The sequence below is a fragment of the Rhodovulum tesquicola genome (assembly GCF_024128855.1).
GTDB lineage: Bacteria > Pseudomonadota > Alphaproteobacteria > Rhodobacterales > Rhodobacteraceae > Rhodovulum > Rhodovulum tesquicola.
On the sequence record NZ_JAMYDV010000005.1, the window covers coordinates 1 to 13,781 of the forward strand.

General features: G+C 61.4%; 14 protein-coding genes. 7 read left to right on the plus strand and 7 right to left on the minus strand.

All coding sequences use genetic code 11. From position 1 onward, the window contains the following. Positions 1 to 95 precede the first annotated feature (95 nt). The 3 genes from NHN26_RS06305 to NHN26_RS06315 all read right to left on the minus strand — a co-directional run bounded on the left by NHN26_RS06305 (position 96) and on the right by NHN26_RS06315 (position 3,602). A complete protein-coding gene (locus NHN26_RS06305) occupies positions 96 to 2,333 on the minus strand; it encodes a DEAD/DEAH box helicase family protein (protein ID WP_253088656.1) in 2,238 nt (745 codons plus the stop codon). Next, positions 2,330 to 2,920 carry a class I SAM-dependent methyltransferase gene (locus tag NHN26_RS06310; RefSeq protein WP_253088657.1) on the minus strand — a complete coding sequence of 197 codons (591 nt, stop codon included), beginning with the start codon at positions 2,918 to 2,920 and terminating at the stop codon, positions 2,330 to 2,332. The genes NHN26_RS06305 and NHN26_RS06310 overlap by 4 nt, the downstream gene beginning before the upstream one ends. 211 nt (positions 2,921 to 3,131) lie before the next feature. After that, positions 3,132 to 3,602, minus strand: coding sequence for a very short patch repair endonuclease (locus NHN26_RS06315; protein WP_253088658.1), 471 nt, complete (start codon positions 3,600 to 3,602; stop codon positions 3,132 to 3,134). A gap of 252 nt (positions 3,603 to 3,854) precedes the next feature. Between NHN26_RS06315 and NHN26_RS06320 the strand changes: the two genes are divergently transcribed. The 5 genes from NHN26_RS06320 to NHN26_RS06340 all read left to right on the plus strand — a co-directional run bounded on the left by NHN26_RS06320 (position 3,855) and on the right by NHN26_RS06340 (position 8,920). Next, positions 3,855 to 4,079, plus strand: a complete 225-nt coding sequence (locus NHN26_RS06320; protein WP_253088659.1) for a hypothetical protein — start codon at positions 3,855 to 3,857, stop codon at positions 4,077 to 4,079. 46 nt (positions 4,080 to 4,125) lie between these two features. Continuing rightward, positions 4,126 to 5,910 carry a hypothetical protein gene (locus tag NHN26_RS06325; protein ID WP_253088660.1) on the plus strand — a complete coding sequence of 595 codons (1,785 nt, stop codon included), beginning with the start codon at positions 4,126 to 4,128 and terminating at the stop codon, positions 5,908 to 5,910. Positions 5,911 to 5,987: 77 nt separating this feature from the next. Next, the gene (locus NHN26_RS06330; RefSeq protein ID WP_253088661.1) at positions 5,988 to 6,818 is read left to right on the plus strand and encodes a hypothetical protein; all 831 of its coding nucleotides are present in this window, start codon (positions 5,988 to 5,990) and stop codon (positions 6,816 to 6,818) included. Further along, complete coding sequence (locus NHN26_RS06335; protein WP_253088662.1) at positions 6,818 to 7,624, plus strand: DUF6339 family protein; 807 nt, start codon at positions 6,818 to 6,820, stop codon at positions 7,622 to 7,624. Before NHN26_RS06330 ends, NHN26_RS06335 begins: the two co-directional genes overlap by 1 nt. A gap of 27 nt (positions 7,625 to 7,651) precedes the next feature. Continuing rightward, the gene (locus NHN26_RS06340) at positions 7,652 to 8,920 is read left to right on the plus strand and encodes a DNA cytosine methyltransferase (RefSeq protein WP_253088663.1); all 1,269 of its coding nucleotides are present in this window, start codon (positions 7,652 to 7,654) and stop codon (positions 8,918 to 8,920) included. Positions 8,921 to 8,938: 18 nt separating this feature from the next. Here the strand turns inward: NHN26_RS06340 and NHN26_RS06345 are convergent, their stop codons facing one another. Continuing rightward, positions 8,939 to 10,255, minus strand: a complete 1,317-nt coding sequence (locus tag NHN26_RS06345; protein ID WP_253088664.1) for a type II toxin-antitoxin system HipA family toxin — start codon at positions 10,253 to 10,255, stop codon at positions 8,939 to 8,941. Continuing rightward, positions 10,255 to 10,506: a helix-turn-helix domain-containing protein gene (locus NHN26_RS06350; RefSeq protein ID WP_253088665.1), complete on the minus strand. Its 252-nt coding sequence runs from the start codon at positions 10,504 to 10,506 to the stop codon at positions 10,255 to 10,257. The genes NHN26_RS06345 and NHN26_RS06350 overlap by 1 nt, the downstream gene beginning before the upstream one ends. A gap of 292 nt (positions 10,507 to 10,798) precedes the next feature. Here NHN26_RS06350 and NHN26_RS06355 point away from each other — a divergent pair, with 292 nt between their 5' ends. Together NHN26_RS06355 and NHN26_RS06360 are read left to right on the plus strand one after the other, a co-directional pair. Beyond that, positions 10,799 to 11,047, plus strand: a complete 249-nt coding sequence (locus NHN26_RS06355) for a helix-turn-helix domain-containing protein (RefSeq protein WP_253088666.1) — start codon at positions 10,799 to 10,801, stop codon at positions 11,045 to 11,047. 1 nt (position 11,048) lies between these two features. After that, positions 11,049 to 12,383, plus strand: coding sequence for a type II toxin-antitoxin system HipA family toxin (locus NHN26_RS06360; RefSeq protein WP_253088667.1), 1,335 nt, complete (start codon positions 11,049 to 11,051; stop codon positions 12,381 to 12,383). Positions 12,384 to 12,534: 151 nt separating this feature from the next. Here NHN26_RS06360 and NHN26_RS06365 read toward each other — a convergent pair whose 3' ends face one another. Then, entirely contained in the window at positions 12,535 to 12,942 is a 408-nt protein-coding gene (locus NHN26_RS06365) for a helix-turn-helix domain-containing protein (protein ID WP_253088668.1), read from the minus strand. Positions 12,943 to 13,038: 96 nt separating this feature from the next. Continuing rightward, a complete protein-coding gene (locus NHN26_RS06370; protein ID WP_253088669.1) occupies positions 13,039 to 13,698 on the minus strand; it encodes a hypothetical protein in 660 nt (219 codons plus the stop codon). Between the last annotated feature and the right edge of the window lie 83 nt (positions 13,699 to 13,781).

Below are 13,781 nucleotides of genomic sequence, written 5' to 3' on the forward strand. Positions count from 1 at the left end.
CTTCGTCGTCACTGTGAGAACTTACGTAAGTTTGTACATCGCTATCCATCTGACACCTCCGTCGTTACGGGCGTCATCTCGGACAGCAGACCACCTCAGGCAACGAGGGTACTGGGCGGTCGCTTACCCACGAACCCCAGCCAGCCTGCATGCCCCGTCCGGCCGGGATTGAAGCCCGCGTGCTGCACTTCGGACGCCGTGGGCCGTGTGCTGTGGCGCTCGCGGAAATCGCGGTAGAAGGCGGCCAGTTCCTCGCCATCGCGCGGCTGGCGGATCAGGGATCGCAGGATATCGAGTGCCTGGAGGTCATAGGTCACCTCGCAGCCTACCGGGAACTGGATCAGCTTGTCGGTCAGCCGCTCCAGCGCCAACCGCAGCGCGCCGTCACCTGCGCCCAGCTTGAGAAGCGTGCGGAACTTGGTCAGGAAAATCCGGTGGTTGCCGATGTAGTCGATGACGGCCAGATGCGTTTTTTCCGCCGACCGGCGCAATCCACGGCCCAGCTGCTGTAGCCAGATCACCGGGCTTTCGGTCGGGCGCAGCATCAGCACGGTGTCAATCGAGGGCACGTCCACGCCCTCGTTGAACATGTCGACAGCAAAGACGATGTCGAGATCGCCGTCCTCCAGCGCCTTCAGGGCGCTGGCCCGCGGGGCGGAGGTTTCCCCGGAATGGACCGCCACGGCCCGCAGACCGCGCGCTTGCGCGAAATGGGCCATGAAATCGGCATGGCGGCGGGAGACGCAGAAGCCGATGGTTTTCGAACCGCCGCGTTTCGCGAGCTGTTCCAGGGCGTTTTCGGCGCGAGCCTGGGTGGCGACCGCTTCGGTCAGCGCAGCCTCGTCGAACCGCCCGCTGCGCCAGGGGATCTGGGAATACTCGACCGGGTCGGGCACGCCGAAATAATGGAAGGGGGCCAGAAGCCCCCGGTCGATACCCGACCAGAGATCGCATTCGTAGACAAGGTTTTCCTCGCACAGCCCCAACAAGTCGCCACCATCGCTGCGATCGGGCGTGGCGGTCAGGCCCAGCAGGAAGCCAGGCTGGAAATGGTCGATGATCCGCCGATAGGTTGCGGCGGCCGCGTGGTGGAATTCGTCGACGACGATGTAATCAAACGCCCGCGGATCGAACCGGGTCAGATGCGCATTTCGCGCGAGAGTCTGGACAGAGGCGAAGACGATGTCGGCCTCGGCGTCCTTTTCCTCACCTGAGTAGCGCCCAAGCCGGGCGCGAGGCCGGACAGCGCGGAAGGCGGCCATGGCTTGAGTCAGGATTTCCTCGCGATGCGCGACGAACAGGACGCGGGCCGCATCCGCGCTGTCGAAAGCCGCGAGGAATGTCTTGCCCAGCCCGGTAGCCAGCACAACAAGCCCCGCGCCATAGCCCTTCGCCCGGGTCGCGCGCAGGGCTGCCAGCGCCTCGGCCTGAACCTCGTGCGGGGTGGGGGCGGTTTCCGGGGCTTCTATCGGTGCGCCGCTGGCCGTGGGCTGGGGCGCGATGCGACGCGCCTCGTAGGCGTCGATCCAGGCGGGCGTCAGTTCGGTCACTTCGGGCCGTGCCAGCAGCGTCTCGAAGGCTGCGCGGGCGGCCAGAAGCGGGGCAGGATCGACCGGATCTACATGACGCAGGTTCCATTCGATGCCGTCTGTCAGCGCTGACCGGGACAGGTTCGACGACCCGACGATCAGCGCTCCGCCGTCACCTGCGAAGGTGAACATCCAGGCCTTGGGGTGAAACGGGATCTGCGCAGCCTGAAACACATGCAGTCTGCGTGCGCCCTCAAGGTCGGCAATCAGTCGTAGCGCCGCCGGTTCCGTCACGCCCAGATAATCGCCGGTCAAGAGCCGCAGCTCGCCGCCACGGTCCAGCAGATCGCGCAGATGCGGCAGCACCAGCCTGACGCCGGAGGTCATCAGGAAGGACACCGACAGATCGACGGCGCGCGCCCGATCAATGAGTGGGCGCAGATGGGCGTGCAGCGCATCTTCACCGCCCGAGATCAGCGGGCGATCGTGGGGCATGCCCGGCAGGGGACCGGGTGCCGCCAATGGCGGATCGAGGCGCAGGTGGACATGGCCGCCAGTCTCGACCAGGGTCACCCGCGCGGTGGTGCCCGCTGTCTCGAGGAGGGCTTGCGCGGGGCCGATCCCGGCGGCGAGAGCAGCTTGATCTGCGGCAGAAAGCTCCCGCCAGCGGGCGACATGACGACGGGGCGCAAGGGCGAGACCCGTGCCGTGGCGGATCAGGATGACCTGGGCGTCGCATTCCACGATGGCGCTGGCAGCAGCATCGCAGAGAGGACAGGGCAGGTCATCTGCCTTGCAACTCATCGCTTGACCACCACAGCATTCACCCAAACTTCTGACGCCCGATCCGGGCGGCAATCGCGGCTTTCCCAGATGTCAGGTTCGCCGAACACGCCTGAACGGTTGAGGAGCGCCGCCAGACTTTCCGCCATCATGTCGGTAAATCTGCGGCCGTCCTTCACCCGCTCGCCGGTCCCGCGCTTGAATGACAGGTAGAGCGCGCCGTTAGGAACCAGATGGGCGGCAAGGCGGTCGACGACTCCGGGCAGGTCCGCATAGGCCACATGCAGCAGGGACGCGCAGGCCCAGATGCCCTCGAACGAATGCTCCCAGGCGAAATCCTCGAATTGCATCAATCGGGTTGGGACCGCCGCATGCGACTGTGTGGCGGCAACCATCGCTGGCGAAGCATCAAAGGCCCTGACGACGTGGCCCAAGACCCGGAAGGCCAACGCGTCACGCCCCGACCCAGACCCCGCGTCCAAGATACGTGCAGGGCCATCAGACCGCGAAGGAACAACCGCCAGAAACCGCCCCCGGGCATCCGACATGTCGACGTCGCGCGTGGTCGCGATGAAGGTGACGGCGTGGCGGTCATAGTAGTCGGCCAACATGGCGCTCCATCCGGTCTGATCTCATATCTTCGCCAGAAATCAGGGATTTGACCAGGGCTACCGCTATACTCTCCAGTGCCAATTCAACGAATTGGCGGCCGTAGCCCCGATACACAGCGCAAAGCCTCGTCCTTAACGTACGCCTTCATCTGCGCGCAGCTCGTTCGCGGAAGCCCCGCAAAGCGCTTGGATACGGATCAGGCGAATGTCATCGTTGGTCAGCTGCCGGGTAGTGTTCTTGGCCAGAACTCAGTTCCTGGTCGCCGCCTTGCAAGAAAGCCCCAACGCGCTGAAGGAGCTTGTCAGGTGAGCCGCCCAGAAGCTCACATTCCCAAATCACCCCCACGCGCCAACCCAGCGCACGCAACTCGGCGATGTTGCGTGCGTCGCGCGCGATGTTCCGCGTGAACTTCTCCTCCCAGAACTCGACGTTGCTGGCCGGTGTCGTCGCGCGGCGGCAGCCCGGGTGACGGTGCCAGAAACATCCATGCACGAACAGGATTGCTCCGCGCCGGGGAAAGACCAAGTCAGGTGTCCCGGGCAGCCCGCGTCGATTGAGCCGGTACCGGAAACCCATGGCGTGAAGCGCTTTGCGTAGCGCCACTTCTGCTTTCGTGTCCTTGCTCCGAACACGGGACATGATCCGTGATCTGACTTCGCTTGTCACTGTATCGGCCATGCCACCATCTGCCAGACTTCTCCGTGGAAGGCCAACGCTGCAAGCGTAGCGGCTTCGTGTTAGCTGTCGCAAGGCGCTATGGTTTGCAGACTTCACACATTATTCAGCGATAAGGTCGCAATAAATAGTGCAATCCTTTGTCTTGAGGAAAAATATTTGACGAATACTGTTGCGATTTTTTCACTTGTTGGCTAACTGACATCCGTTCTGCCGAGCTAGGGTGCTCGGCGGCAAGCCCCGGGAGAGACAGTCATGGACGAAGCCAAGCACGACAAGTTTCGGCAGTTGGCGGAGAGCAGAACAAACAAAGCTCTGGAAGCGATCTCGCGCATCGGCAACCTCTCGAACCGCTCGCTGTACGAGTGGGACGAGGGAGAGGTCCGAAAGGTCCTCAAGGCTCTGCGGGACTCTGTGAATGAGGTGGAGCAGCGCTTCGCGACCCCCAAGAGCAGAGTCGGTGGCAAGTTCAAGCTCTGATTGCTAAGGGAATTTCAGGACGAAGCGGTGGAAAGGGTGTGAGCGAGTGCAGGAAGCGAATTGGCATTATGAAGACGAGCCGGTCAACGGAGGTGCGGGCGGCGAAGTCTTCAAATCGATTTTCAACGGAAGTGGCCTGGACGCAGCAGGGCGACTTGCGCGTGAGGCGCTGCAGAACAGTGTCGATGCGGCTCGCCCTGGAGAAACGGCGCAGGTCTCTTTGCGTATGAAGGTCTATCAGGATGCCGATCTCGACCGCTTCTGGCATGCAGCGGGTTTGGATTCCCTTGCCAAACGCGTTGCCGTGCTCGGTCTGCATCAGTCGAACGCCTTGGCCGAAAAGCCCGAGGCGCTGCGCGTGCTGCAAGTCGTGGATTCCGGCACGACCGGGTTGGCTGGAGATCCGACATCGCCCAGTTCGAAAATGCGAAAGCTCCTCATGGAGATCGGCGGCAGCCAGAAGATCGCCGAGGGCGGTGCGTCGGGTGGTTCCTATGGTTTCGGCAAGGCCGTTTATAGCGCATCGTCGCGTATCGCTGTCGTGTTCGTTTACTCCCGTACGCTGGATCGTCAGGGGCAGCCGCTGTCGCTTTTGATGGGCTGCGCCTACCATCAGGCACACGAATTCAATGGCCAACGAACCAGCGGGCGTGGTTTTTTCGGCCAGCCGGTAGAGCTCGCTCATGCCATCCGTTACGACGCCTTCACCGGTGCCGACGCGGATCGCCTCGCTGGCGAGTTGGATCTGGTTCGAGATGAAGATGACGTGGGCACGACGATCGCAATCGTCGACTGCCCTCTGTCCATGGAAGATATCAAGCGTGGTGTGGAGCGGTCTTGGTGGCCCAAGATTCGCCGTGACAATTTCCGTGTGACGCTTGTCGATGAAATGGGTCAGCGGCTTCACGCGCGTCCACTACAAGACCCCGAGTTGCGCCCCTTCATCGATGCTCTCGACGTCGCGCTCGGTCGATCACCCGAACAGAGCGGAAAGTCACGACGCAAAGCGAATTTTCACCGTGTCGATGGGCGTACGATTGGACAATTGGGGCTTTTCGTGATGACCGCCCCGGAGGAAATCGACGAGCAATCCGACAAGGAAGACCTGCGCGATAGGATCGCCTTGGTGCGTTCTCCCGGTATGGTCGTGCAGTATTATGGCAAAAGGCAGGTCAGCAACCCTCCGGTGGTAGGCGTATTTCTCGCGGACGACGGGATCGACGATATCCTGCGGCGATCTGAGCCGCCCGAACATGATCGGTGGGATGCAAATGCAGACAGGTTGGACCCGGCAAAGAACGAACGAGAGATTGTCCAAGCGATCCACAGCAGGATCTGGCATGAGCTGAGAACATTCCAGAAAACTGCCCGGCCACCGGAAAAATCGAGCGGTAATAAATTTCTTCAACTTGAACGAGAGTTGGCGAAACTGTTCGGTCCCACTGGCAAACGTGAACCGATAGGCGGCGGCAAAGGTGAGACGCCGGTCTCCTTGCGGCCCGATGTTCGCATTATCCAGGCATCAGGCGGACTGAAGATGATTGGAAAAGTGCTTCTGCAATTGAAGGACGATCACGAGGGAGATTTGGCCGTCACATTGTCTTTGCGGCTCAGTTCAGTTGACGAGGGTGGGCATCACATCGACCCGATAGCCGTTTCGGCGACATTTGATGGTGCGACGGCTACCACTCAGGGCGACGGGGAATGGCATCTCGCGCTCGCACCGGGCGAGAAGGTCGAGATTGCGGTCGAGAGCGCAATTTACGAATCCGATTGGACGGTGGAATTCGTGCCGAAGGTCACGCCGGTAGATGGGGAGATTCAGCCTTGAACGCATGGGTTAGATCGCAGCCTCGCACGCTGAGGCCCTATTTCGGCGCGGAGGCGGCAGAGACGCTTTTGGACGACATGGAGCTGGTGCTTATGATCGGCGACCCGCCGGTTCCAACGAGGCGATTGATCATCGATGAAATGCAGATGGCCGAGATTTCGCCCAGACTGTATCCCAAGCTTTCGGAAACCCGCCTGGACGAGGTTTTCGGGCAGCGTCGATCCGCGTTCGATTTGGTCGTGACGCTCCGAACCCCGCAGATGCTTCGAAGAGAATTGGTGGCGCGTTACACATTGAGCGACGAAGCGCCTGAGGTTGTGGACATTCCGGACCAGTTGCTCGGCGATGCTAGGCTCACGGGTTTGTTCGAACTGGGCGTTTCCATTTGCCTCCGCGACGAGAAAGACCTTGGTTCTGGCTGGCCCGAGCAGATCGGAAGCTGGGTATCGCGCGGTACATTCACGATCGGCCTAGATCGGCGACAGTCGGCCTTTAGGATAGAGATCCTAACGGAAGCGATGATCAAAGAACGCGCCTTGCCCGCCGGAACGATGGTTTGGGTGGACGTGGACGATTTGAACGTCGTCTATGAAGAGGGAACCGCATGTGCGACCGCCTACGTGAGCGAAAAGCTCCATGAGAAGTTCACGAGTGGCAAGACGCACCCAGCAGTGACCGCCCTGCTGTATGCAGAGATCGTGTGCGCCGTCCTCGCCGCTCCGGACAACGGTATCAAGGAAGCCACCGAAATCGTGTCCGGCAGTCCCTTGGAGAATATCGCCAAGAACTTGAGCACAACTCGCGCATTGTCACTGCGTGACCTGAAAAAGCTGATCGACGACCCAGCAAGACTTCGAGCGACTGTTCATGACAGCCGTGGCCTGGTCAAGGATCTGGAGAAAGTCTAATGCCATACCCTATTGTACGTGAAGACTCTGCGAAATCCTGGTTCAAGAAGTGGCAAGAAGCATGTGATGAATCAGCAGCCCGCATCCTGCCGATGGAGCTCCCGAAGGTCGAAATCAAGCCGCTAGGCGACGAATTCGATTGGACAACTGAAGTTGGCGCGGTCGTCCATCGACTGCAAGCGTTGCTGACCGACGAAGGTGAAAAGGCCCTTGAGGCAAAAGGGTCGGTTCTTCTCCATGAATCGCTTCCCGATCATGAAGCTCTACGTGATCCGGAATTCTGGTACTGGGTCGCTTGCGCAGTGGGCCGCGAGTTGATCGAGGCGCGATACCCATGCAAGAACAAGGATCAGGATAGCCTTGACCTTGACAGCCGAGATCAGCAGGCTCCGAAAAACTATCTTCCCGGGCGTAATAACTTCGTAGGGCAAAACGCAAAAGAAGTGCTGTTTTTTCGGCTCTGGATTAGGGCGGAAATGGGAAAGTTGATTGAGGCGTCTGAAGTCGCGTCAGATCATTATGAATTTGCGAAAGTCGGTTCCGTTGAATTTTGGCGGAGTCATCTTCTTCGAGTTCTGTATGCACAGCACCGTCCATTTCTGCGCGCTTTTCTTGATTTTCAGTTCCCTGGGCCCGATCGAAACAAGCCAAGGCTGACTATTCCCGAGATCCGACAGCTGGCGAAAGATCTTGCCAAGGCTTGTGCCAACGTGTCCGTTGAGGTACTCGATCAAGGCCAGAGCAAAGCCTTCGTCGAACGGGTGTGGGCGCGGACGTCGGCTGCAAAGGCTTGGGTCAAGAGCTGACCTGGAAGTCGTCGTGAAAGTGGTGAAATGAACGTGAACGTGGCAGCGGACTGCCACACTTCCGAAGCCGATGTGGCTCGTTCGGAATGGTGGCAAGGATTCTTGAGGGGCTCACACAAGTGGGATGACCCTGCTCGGCCTCCACTTCAAGTCATTGATTTGTTTTGTGGATCTGGCGGATTTGGGTTGGGGGCTGCGTTGGCCGCTTCTTGTTTCGGTCAGCGGGCAGTGTTCCAGGCGATTGCCGATGCAGATGCGCCTGCAATGGATGTGTACGCGCGCTCTTTGCCTGTACGGTCTAAGATTTCAGAGTCGTTGGCGACGATCGTTGACTACTCGGTTGATCGCGTGGGCCCTGATCCCGTGTTCGATTACCCTCCAGAGCTCTTGCACAGTGCTTTGGCGGCGGAAGTCGGATCGACGGACCTGCTCATTGCCGGTCCTCCTTGCCAAGGGCATTCGAACCTCAACAATCATACTCGGCGCAATGATCCTCGGAACGATCTATTTGTAGCTACGGCAGCAATCGTTGTTGCCCTAGGTGCTCGTGCCGTCGTCATCGAGAATGTTCCTGGTGTGCTTCGTTCCCACAGCGACGTCGTTGATTTGGCGCGGCGTCTTCTCCTGTCCGAGGGATATGCAGTTGCTGATCGCGTCCTGAGGATGGACGAATTGGGGGGATGGCAAACCCGAGCCCGTTATTTCATGGTCGCTATTCTGGATGGCGCCCAAGAAGAACTTGAAAGCATCTTGAATGGAGTTTCCGGTCGAAAAACCGATATGATTCTTGCCAAGCAGGCTCCTCAAGATGTTCTGTGGGCAATCGGGGACCTCGTGGACAACGCTGGAAATAGCACTTTCGAGACGTCACCGGTTCAAGGGCCGGAGAACGCACGGCGTATAGATTTCTTGTTTGATGAAGACCTGCATGATCTTCCCAACAGCGAGCGTCCAGATTGTCACAGGGACGGCACAACCTACACTTCTGTGTATGGTAGAATGCATGCTGACAAACCAGCGCCGACAATCACGACGGGGATTGGAACGCCAGGCCAGGGTCGTTTCATTCATCCAAGCAGGCGACGTCTTATCACACCGCATGAAGCTGCGCGCATTCAATGCTTTCCTGATGGATATGGCTTTTGTACGGTAGACGAGGAACAGCCGAGGAAAGCCCTGGCGAAGTGGATTGGTGATGCGGTGCCACCATACTTGGGAATGTCCGTCGTGTGCGCTGCGCTAACGGCAGTGACGGGGAAGCAACCGACCTATCCCTGGGAAAACGAAATAGGCTGAAGCACTATTGCCTGTGCGTCAGATCGTCGGCTCCAATACTAGCCGCATCACCCTCTGCTCGAACCCCAGCCTGACTGAGGCCACCAGCTCCTCGGGAAACCCCGGCGGCATCTCCGCCAATGCCATGTCAAAAGCTCGCTCCGCCCGCTCCCGAATGTCCTCGAACACCCCCGCCACCTGTTCCCGCGAGAACCCCGCCGCCAGCGCCGTCTCCACGAAGTGCCGACCGTGGATGTCCGAAACGCGGTAATGCCGCCCCTGGCCCGCGCGCATGGCGAGCTTCATGTCCTTGATCTGCAACGCCCCCGCATCCAGCGAGGGCTGCACCGTCAGCACGTCGTAAAGCGGCGTCATGCGGAACCGCCCGCCGGGCATCAGGGCGATACTGAAGTTCTTCGCGTGCCCGTCCGTCGCCCCGATCAGCCAGAACAGGATCACGGCCTTCAGGAAATCCGCCCGGTCGCGCTGCGGCTCGTCGCTGCCGGTCAGCAGATCACAGATCTCCACGATGCCCGGGCCGCCCTCGTTCTGGTACTTGCGGGTCGGGGGCACGGACAGGGCCTGGCAGCAATCCTCCTGCGGCAGGCGGATCAGGCGGCCGTCGCGGGCGCGCAACCGGTCGAACCGTTCGATGACCAGCGCGCGCGTTCCTGCGAAATCCGCGATCTCGGTCCGTGCCACGGGCAGGCCAAAGCCTGCAAGCAAGCGCAGGCAGAAATGCTCGTTCTCGATGCTGTCGGTCAGGTCCATGCCATTGGGCAGGCGGCCGATGGCGGGCTTCAGGATGTGGGTCGTCGGCGTTGTGCCGGTGGGCAGCACCCATCGGCCGTCATGGAACAAAAGCGCCGTTTTCTCCTGCGCACCGGCGACGGAGATGCGGAAATCCTGCTCGGCCCGGATGCCAAGCGGGGTCTGCGCCAGATCCCGCAGCATGGTGCCGATCTGGGCGTCGCTCAACGGCTCACCGATCAGCGCGCGGGCGTCGCCCGGCTGCTCGCCCTCGGGCAGGAATTGCAGCGCGCCCACACAATCACGCCCGATCCGCGCGAGCAGGCTATAGGCGTCCACACCATCCGCGCCCACGCGTTCCGCCACGCGGCGGCGGATCAGGTCGCTGTCGGGCAACAGGTTCTCGAAAACCGCGGTCACTGGCGGGCCGGTGTAGCGCTCGGGCCGCAGGGGCAGGGCGCGCGAGATGGGCAGCGTGTTCTCCCAGGCCAGCCATTCCGGCGCATAGGTGAAGGCGAAAGCCCCGTCCGGCGCGCGGAAATATTGCCCCACGCGGCGGCCGTTCATGTAGACGTCGAGCGGCGCATAGGTGCGCTTGCGCCCCATCAGAAGATGTCCTCGAGATCACGCGGGGTCATTTTGCTGCGCGGCACGATCCGCAGTTCGAGGTCGAGCGCCGCGAGCAGGTCGAAGATCGTCTCCGCCTTGGCGCCGCTGGCGCCGGTTTCGATGTTGGACACCGTGCGCTGCCAGACGCCCGCGCGGGCGGCAAGCTCGGCCTGCGTCAGGCCTTTGGCCTTGCGGGCGGCGCGCAGGACCTGGCCGAGGTCCTTGGTGGTGCGGGCGATCTGATCCATCCGGGTAATCCTTTCCCGATGACGATGATCGGGAGTTCATATGGAGTCAATATGTTCTGCGGGTGATAATTGTGATTTATGATCCCGAGGATATTTTTCATGGGGTTTGTCTTCGCCTTCTGCCGGGTAAGTGGTGGTGGATCGTAGACCGTGTACGGCATGGCTGCTTGATGCCGGTCGGCATGTATTTCCTCTACGCACAGAGATTGAGAATTAGCCCATGGGCTATATACGACGCTTATAGCTCTCGCGCTATATTGACAAAATATCGTCCTTGAGCTATCAGGGGGCCATGGACACCTTGCCCGCATACCCCATCCGAAGCCTGCGCCAAGCCGGGGCCGTGCTGAAGGCGCGGCGCGCGGCGCGGAAGATCAGCCAGAAGGAGCTTGGCGAGATGACGGGAACGGCGCAATCCACCATTTCCGACATCGAAAACGGTGTCGTGTCCGTCAGCCTTGACGTCTACCTGCGTCTTCTCGAGGCTCTCGGCGCGGAACTGTCCGCGACGGACCGTATAGCGGACCCAGGGCAGCGCTAGGATGGCACGCATCGCTCGAGCTGGTCGCCGCACACGCCAAAGCAAAACCGCCGTCTGGTACGCAAGGGCGCGGGTTGGCACGCTGACCCGCGCAACGGATGGTGCCATCGCCTTCTCCTACGATCCCGCCTGGCTCGCGTCCGAGGCCGCTTTTCCGGTAGCCAGTGCCCTGCCGCTGACCAGGTTGAAATGGCAGGGCGATCCGGTCGTCGCCGCCTTCGACAACCTCTTGCCCGATGCCGAAGGCGAGCTGCGCGAGAAGATAGCCGTGCGTGTCGGGGCGCAGGGCAAGGATGTGTTCTCTCTGTTGTCCGTGCTCGGGCGCGACTGTGTCGGTGCGCTGCAATTCCTGCCGCTGGACGGGGCTCCGTCGGAACAGGACATGCAATATCGCGTCATCTCGGAAGAAGAGATGGTCACCGATCTGAAGAACCTCGCCGCCGCGCCGCTCGCCCTGGGTGACGACGAGGATTTCCGGATTTCCATCGCCGGCGCGCAGGAGAAGACGGCCTATCTGCGGATCAATGGCCAATGGGCCAAGCCGCGGGGCATCACGCCGACCAGCCATATTTTCAAGACGCCCATGGGCCTCATTCCCGGCCCTGAGCAGATCGACCTGAGCGACAGCGTCGAGAACGAGTTGTTCTGCATGACCTTGGCGCGCGAAATCGGCCTGCCCGTCGCGCATGTCGAAAAGCTCACATTGCCCGGGCAGGTCGTGCTTTCGGTCGAACGGTTCGACCGCGTCTGGCAGGGCGAAACCCTGAAACGCCTGCCGCAGGAAGATATCTGCCAGTCGTTGGGTTATCCTTCTGCCATGAAATACCAGAGGCTGGGCGGCCCCGGCGTCGCGCAGATCATGGAGCTTCTGCGGGAATCCGACACGCCCATCGAGGATCGGGAGACGTTCTTCCGGGCGCAGATCTTCTTCTTCCTGATCGGGGCCTCGGACGGGCACGCCAAGAACTTCAGCCTGCGTCTGGGGCGCAGGGCGCGGTTCACGCTCGCGCCCCTCTATGACATCCTGAGCGTCGCTCCGGTCGTGCGCGCGGGCCGGTTGCAGCGCAAGCGCTACCGCCTCGCCATGTCGATCGATGGCCATTACGGCATCGACGAGATCGTGCCACGCCATTTCGAGGCAGAGGGCCGCGCGGCGGGTCTGCCCAAGGGCCGCGCCCTGGAGTTGTTACAGGACATGGTAGATCGGCTGGGCCCTGCGCTGGAGCGGGCGCTTCTGGCGGTGGGCGATCAGGTCCCGGCGGCGGTCAGCGAGCCGATCGCAAGCGATGCGATGCTGCGTGCGGCGCAGATGCGGGACCTGCCAAGTCCGATCTAGAGGCGGCAGGCCTTCGCCAGATCCTCGGTCTCGATTGCCGCGCCGACAGCGCTGAAATCGCGGGCATCCATGCCAAGCTGGCTACCGATGGGGTGTAAGGACCTAAAATATGGCGCGAATTTTCACTGGTCACGACTTCGCGCTGTCCGCATCACCATCCCTCAGGCGCGTCGTCGGCGCCACTCGCGTCCGCACTTGGACTGTTTTCCGAAGATGCGTTCCTTCGGCGCGCCGTGATCCTTTTCGGAAGTGTTTTCTCCGCAAGCATCAAGCCGAGTTCATCCGATGCCGGATCGACGAGGCCGGCCAGCCGGTCGAAAAGCCCCAGAACCGAAAGGGCCATCGCCAGAGTGTTCAGCGAGACGCCCGGATCGCCCTGTTCCAGGCGGTGCAGCGTGCTGCGTCCAACGCCCATGCGCGCCGCCATGTCGGTTGTGGAGATCCGGCGCGCCCGGCGCGCGCGGGAGATGTCCTGCCCGAGTCGCGCGATACCGCGGGCGATCGAGGGGTGAACCGCGCTCCCCTTGGTGCGTGCAGCTTTGTCCGTACTGGCAGTCATTGTCCTGCATCTCGGTCAGAAAAGTTGTTTTTGTCTCACTTGTGATACGAAAAATATGATGTGCCAACCCTCCGTTGCAACCCCCACCCTATGTCTTCAGTCGTTTTTTGTTTTGCAAGTAACGCAAAAATCAATTTTCTGTTTTATTTGCGAGACAAATTTGGCTGGCTGGCTGGCGTCGGCGAATGCTTCTGACTGCGCCCCCAACCCCTCCAGCGCCTTGTCGACCTCGCGCGCCTTCTTGGCCAGCTGTGCCTCCCACAGACTGCGAAACGCCTCGGCGAATTCGACCAGGCCCCCGGCGAAGGTGCGGATCGTGGTCATGTCGTCATCCGTGAAAGGCAGCGGGCGCCCGCGCAGCTTCGCCTCGTTCAGCTTGCGGGCGATGTGGTTGACGGCAGCGCCCTCGGTGGCGACCAGCGCGCCCCAGGCTTGCAGATGGTCGCGCACGACCGGACCTGCCGGGCGCAGCAGGATGTCGGCGGCCCCCATCAGGCGGCGCAGGGCGGCGGGTTGGTCGGTGATGCCGCGACGCGCCAGTGCGGCCTGAAACCCCGCAAGCTGGCGCGCGCTCAAGCGGGTGCTGATCGTCGTGGTGGGGCCAGGGCACGTGCCTTTGGCCCGGCTCAGTGTGTTGTAGATCGTCCGGGTCGAGACGCCGAAGCGGGGGGCCAGAACGGCAGCAGGGGTGCCCCCGGCGCGGGCCTCGATGATCTGGCGGCGTTCGTCGTCGGTCAGTTTGCGATGGTGGCGCATGTGAAGTTTACGCTCCTATTTCTTGCCAACTTCCTCCAAGCCCCCCGCCTCCCAGCGTCAGCGGAGGCGGGTCAGGGGCTTGG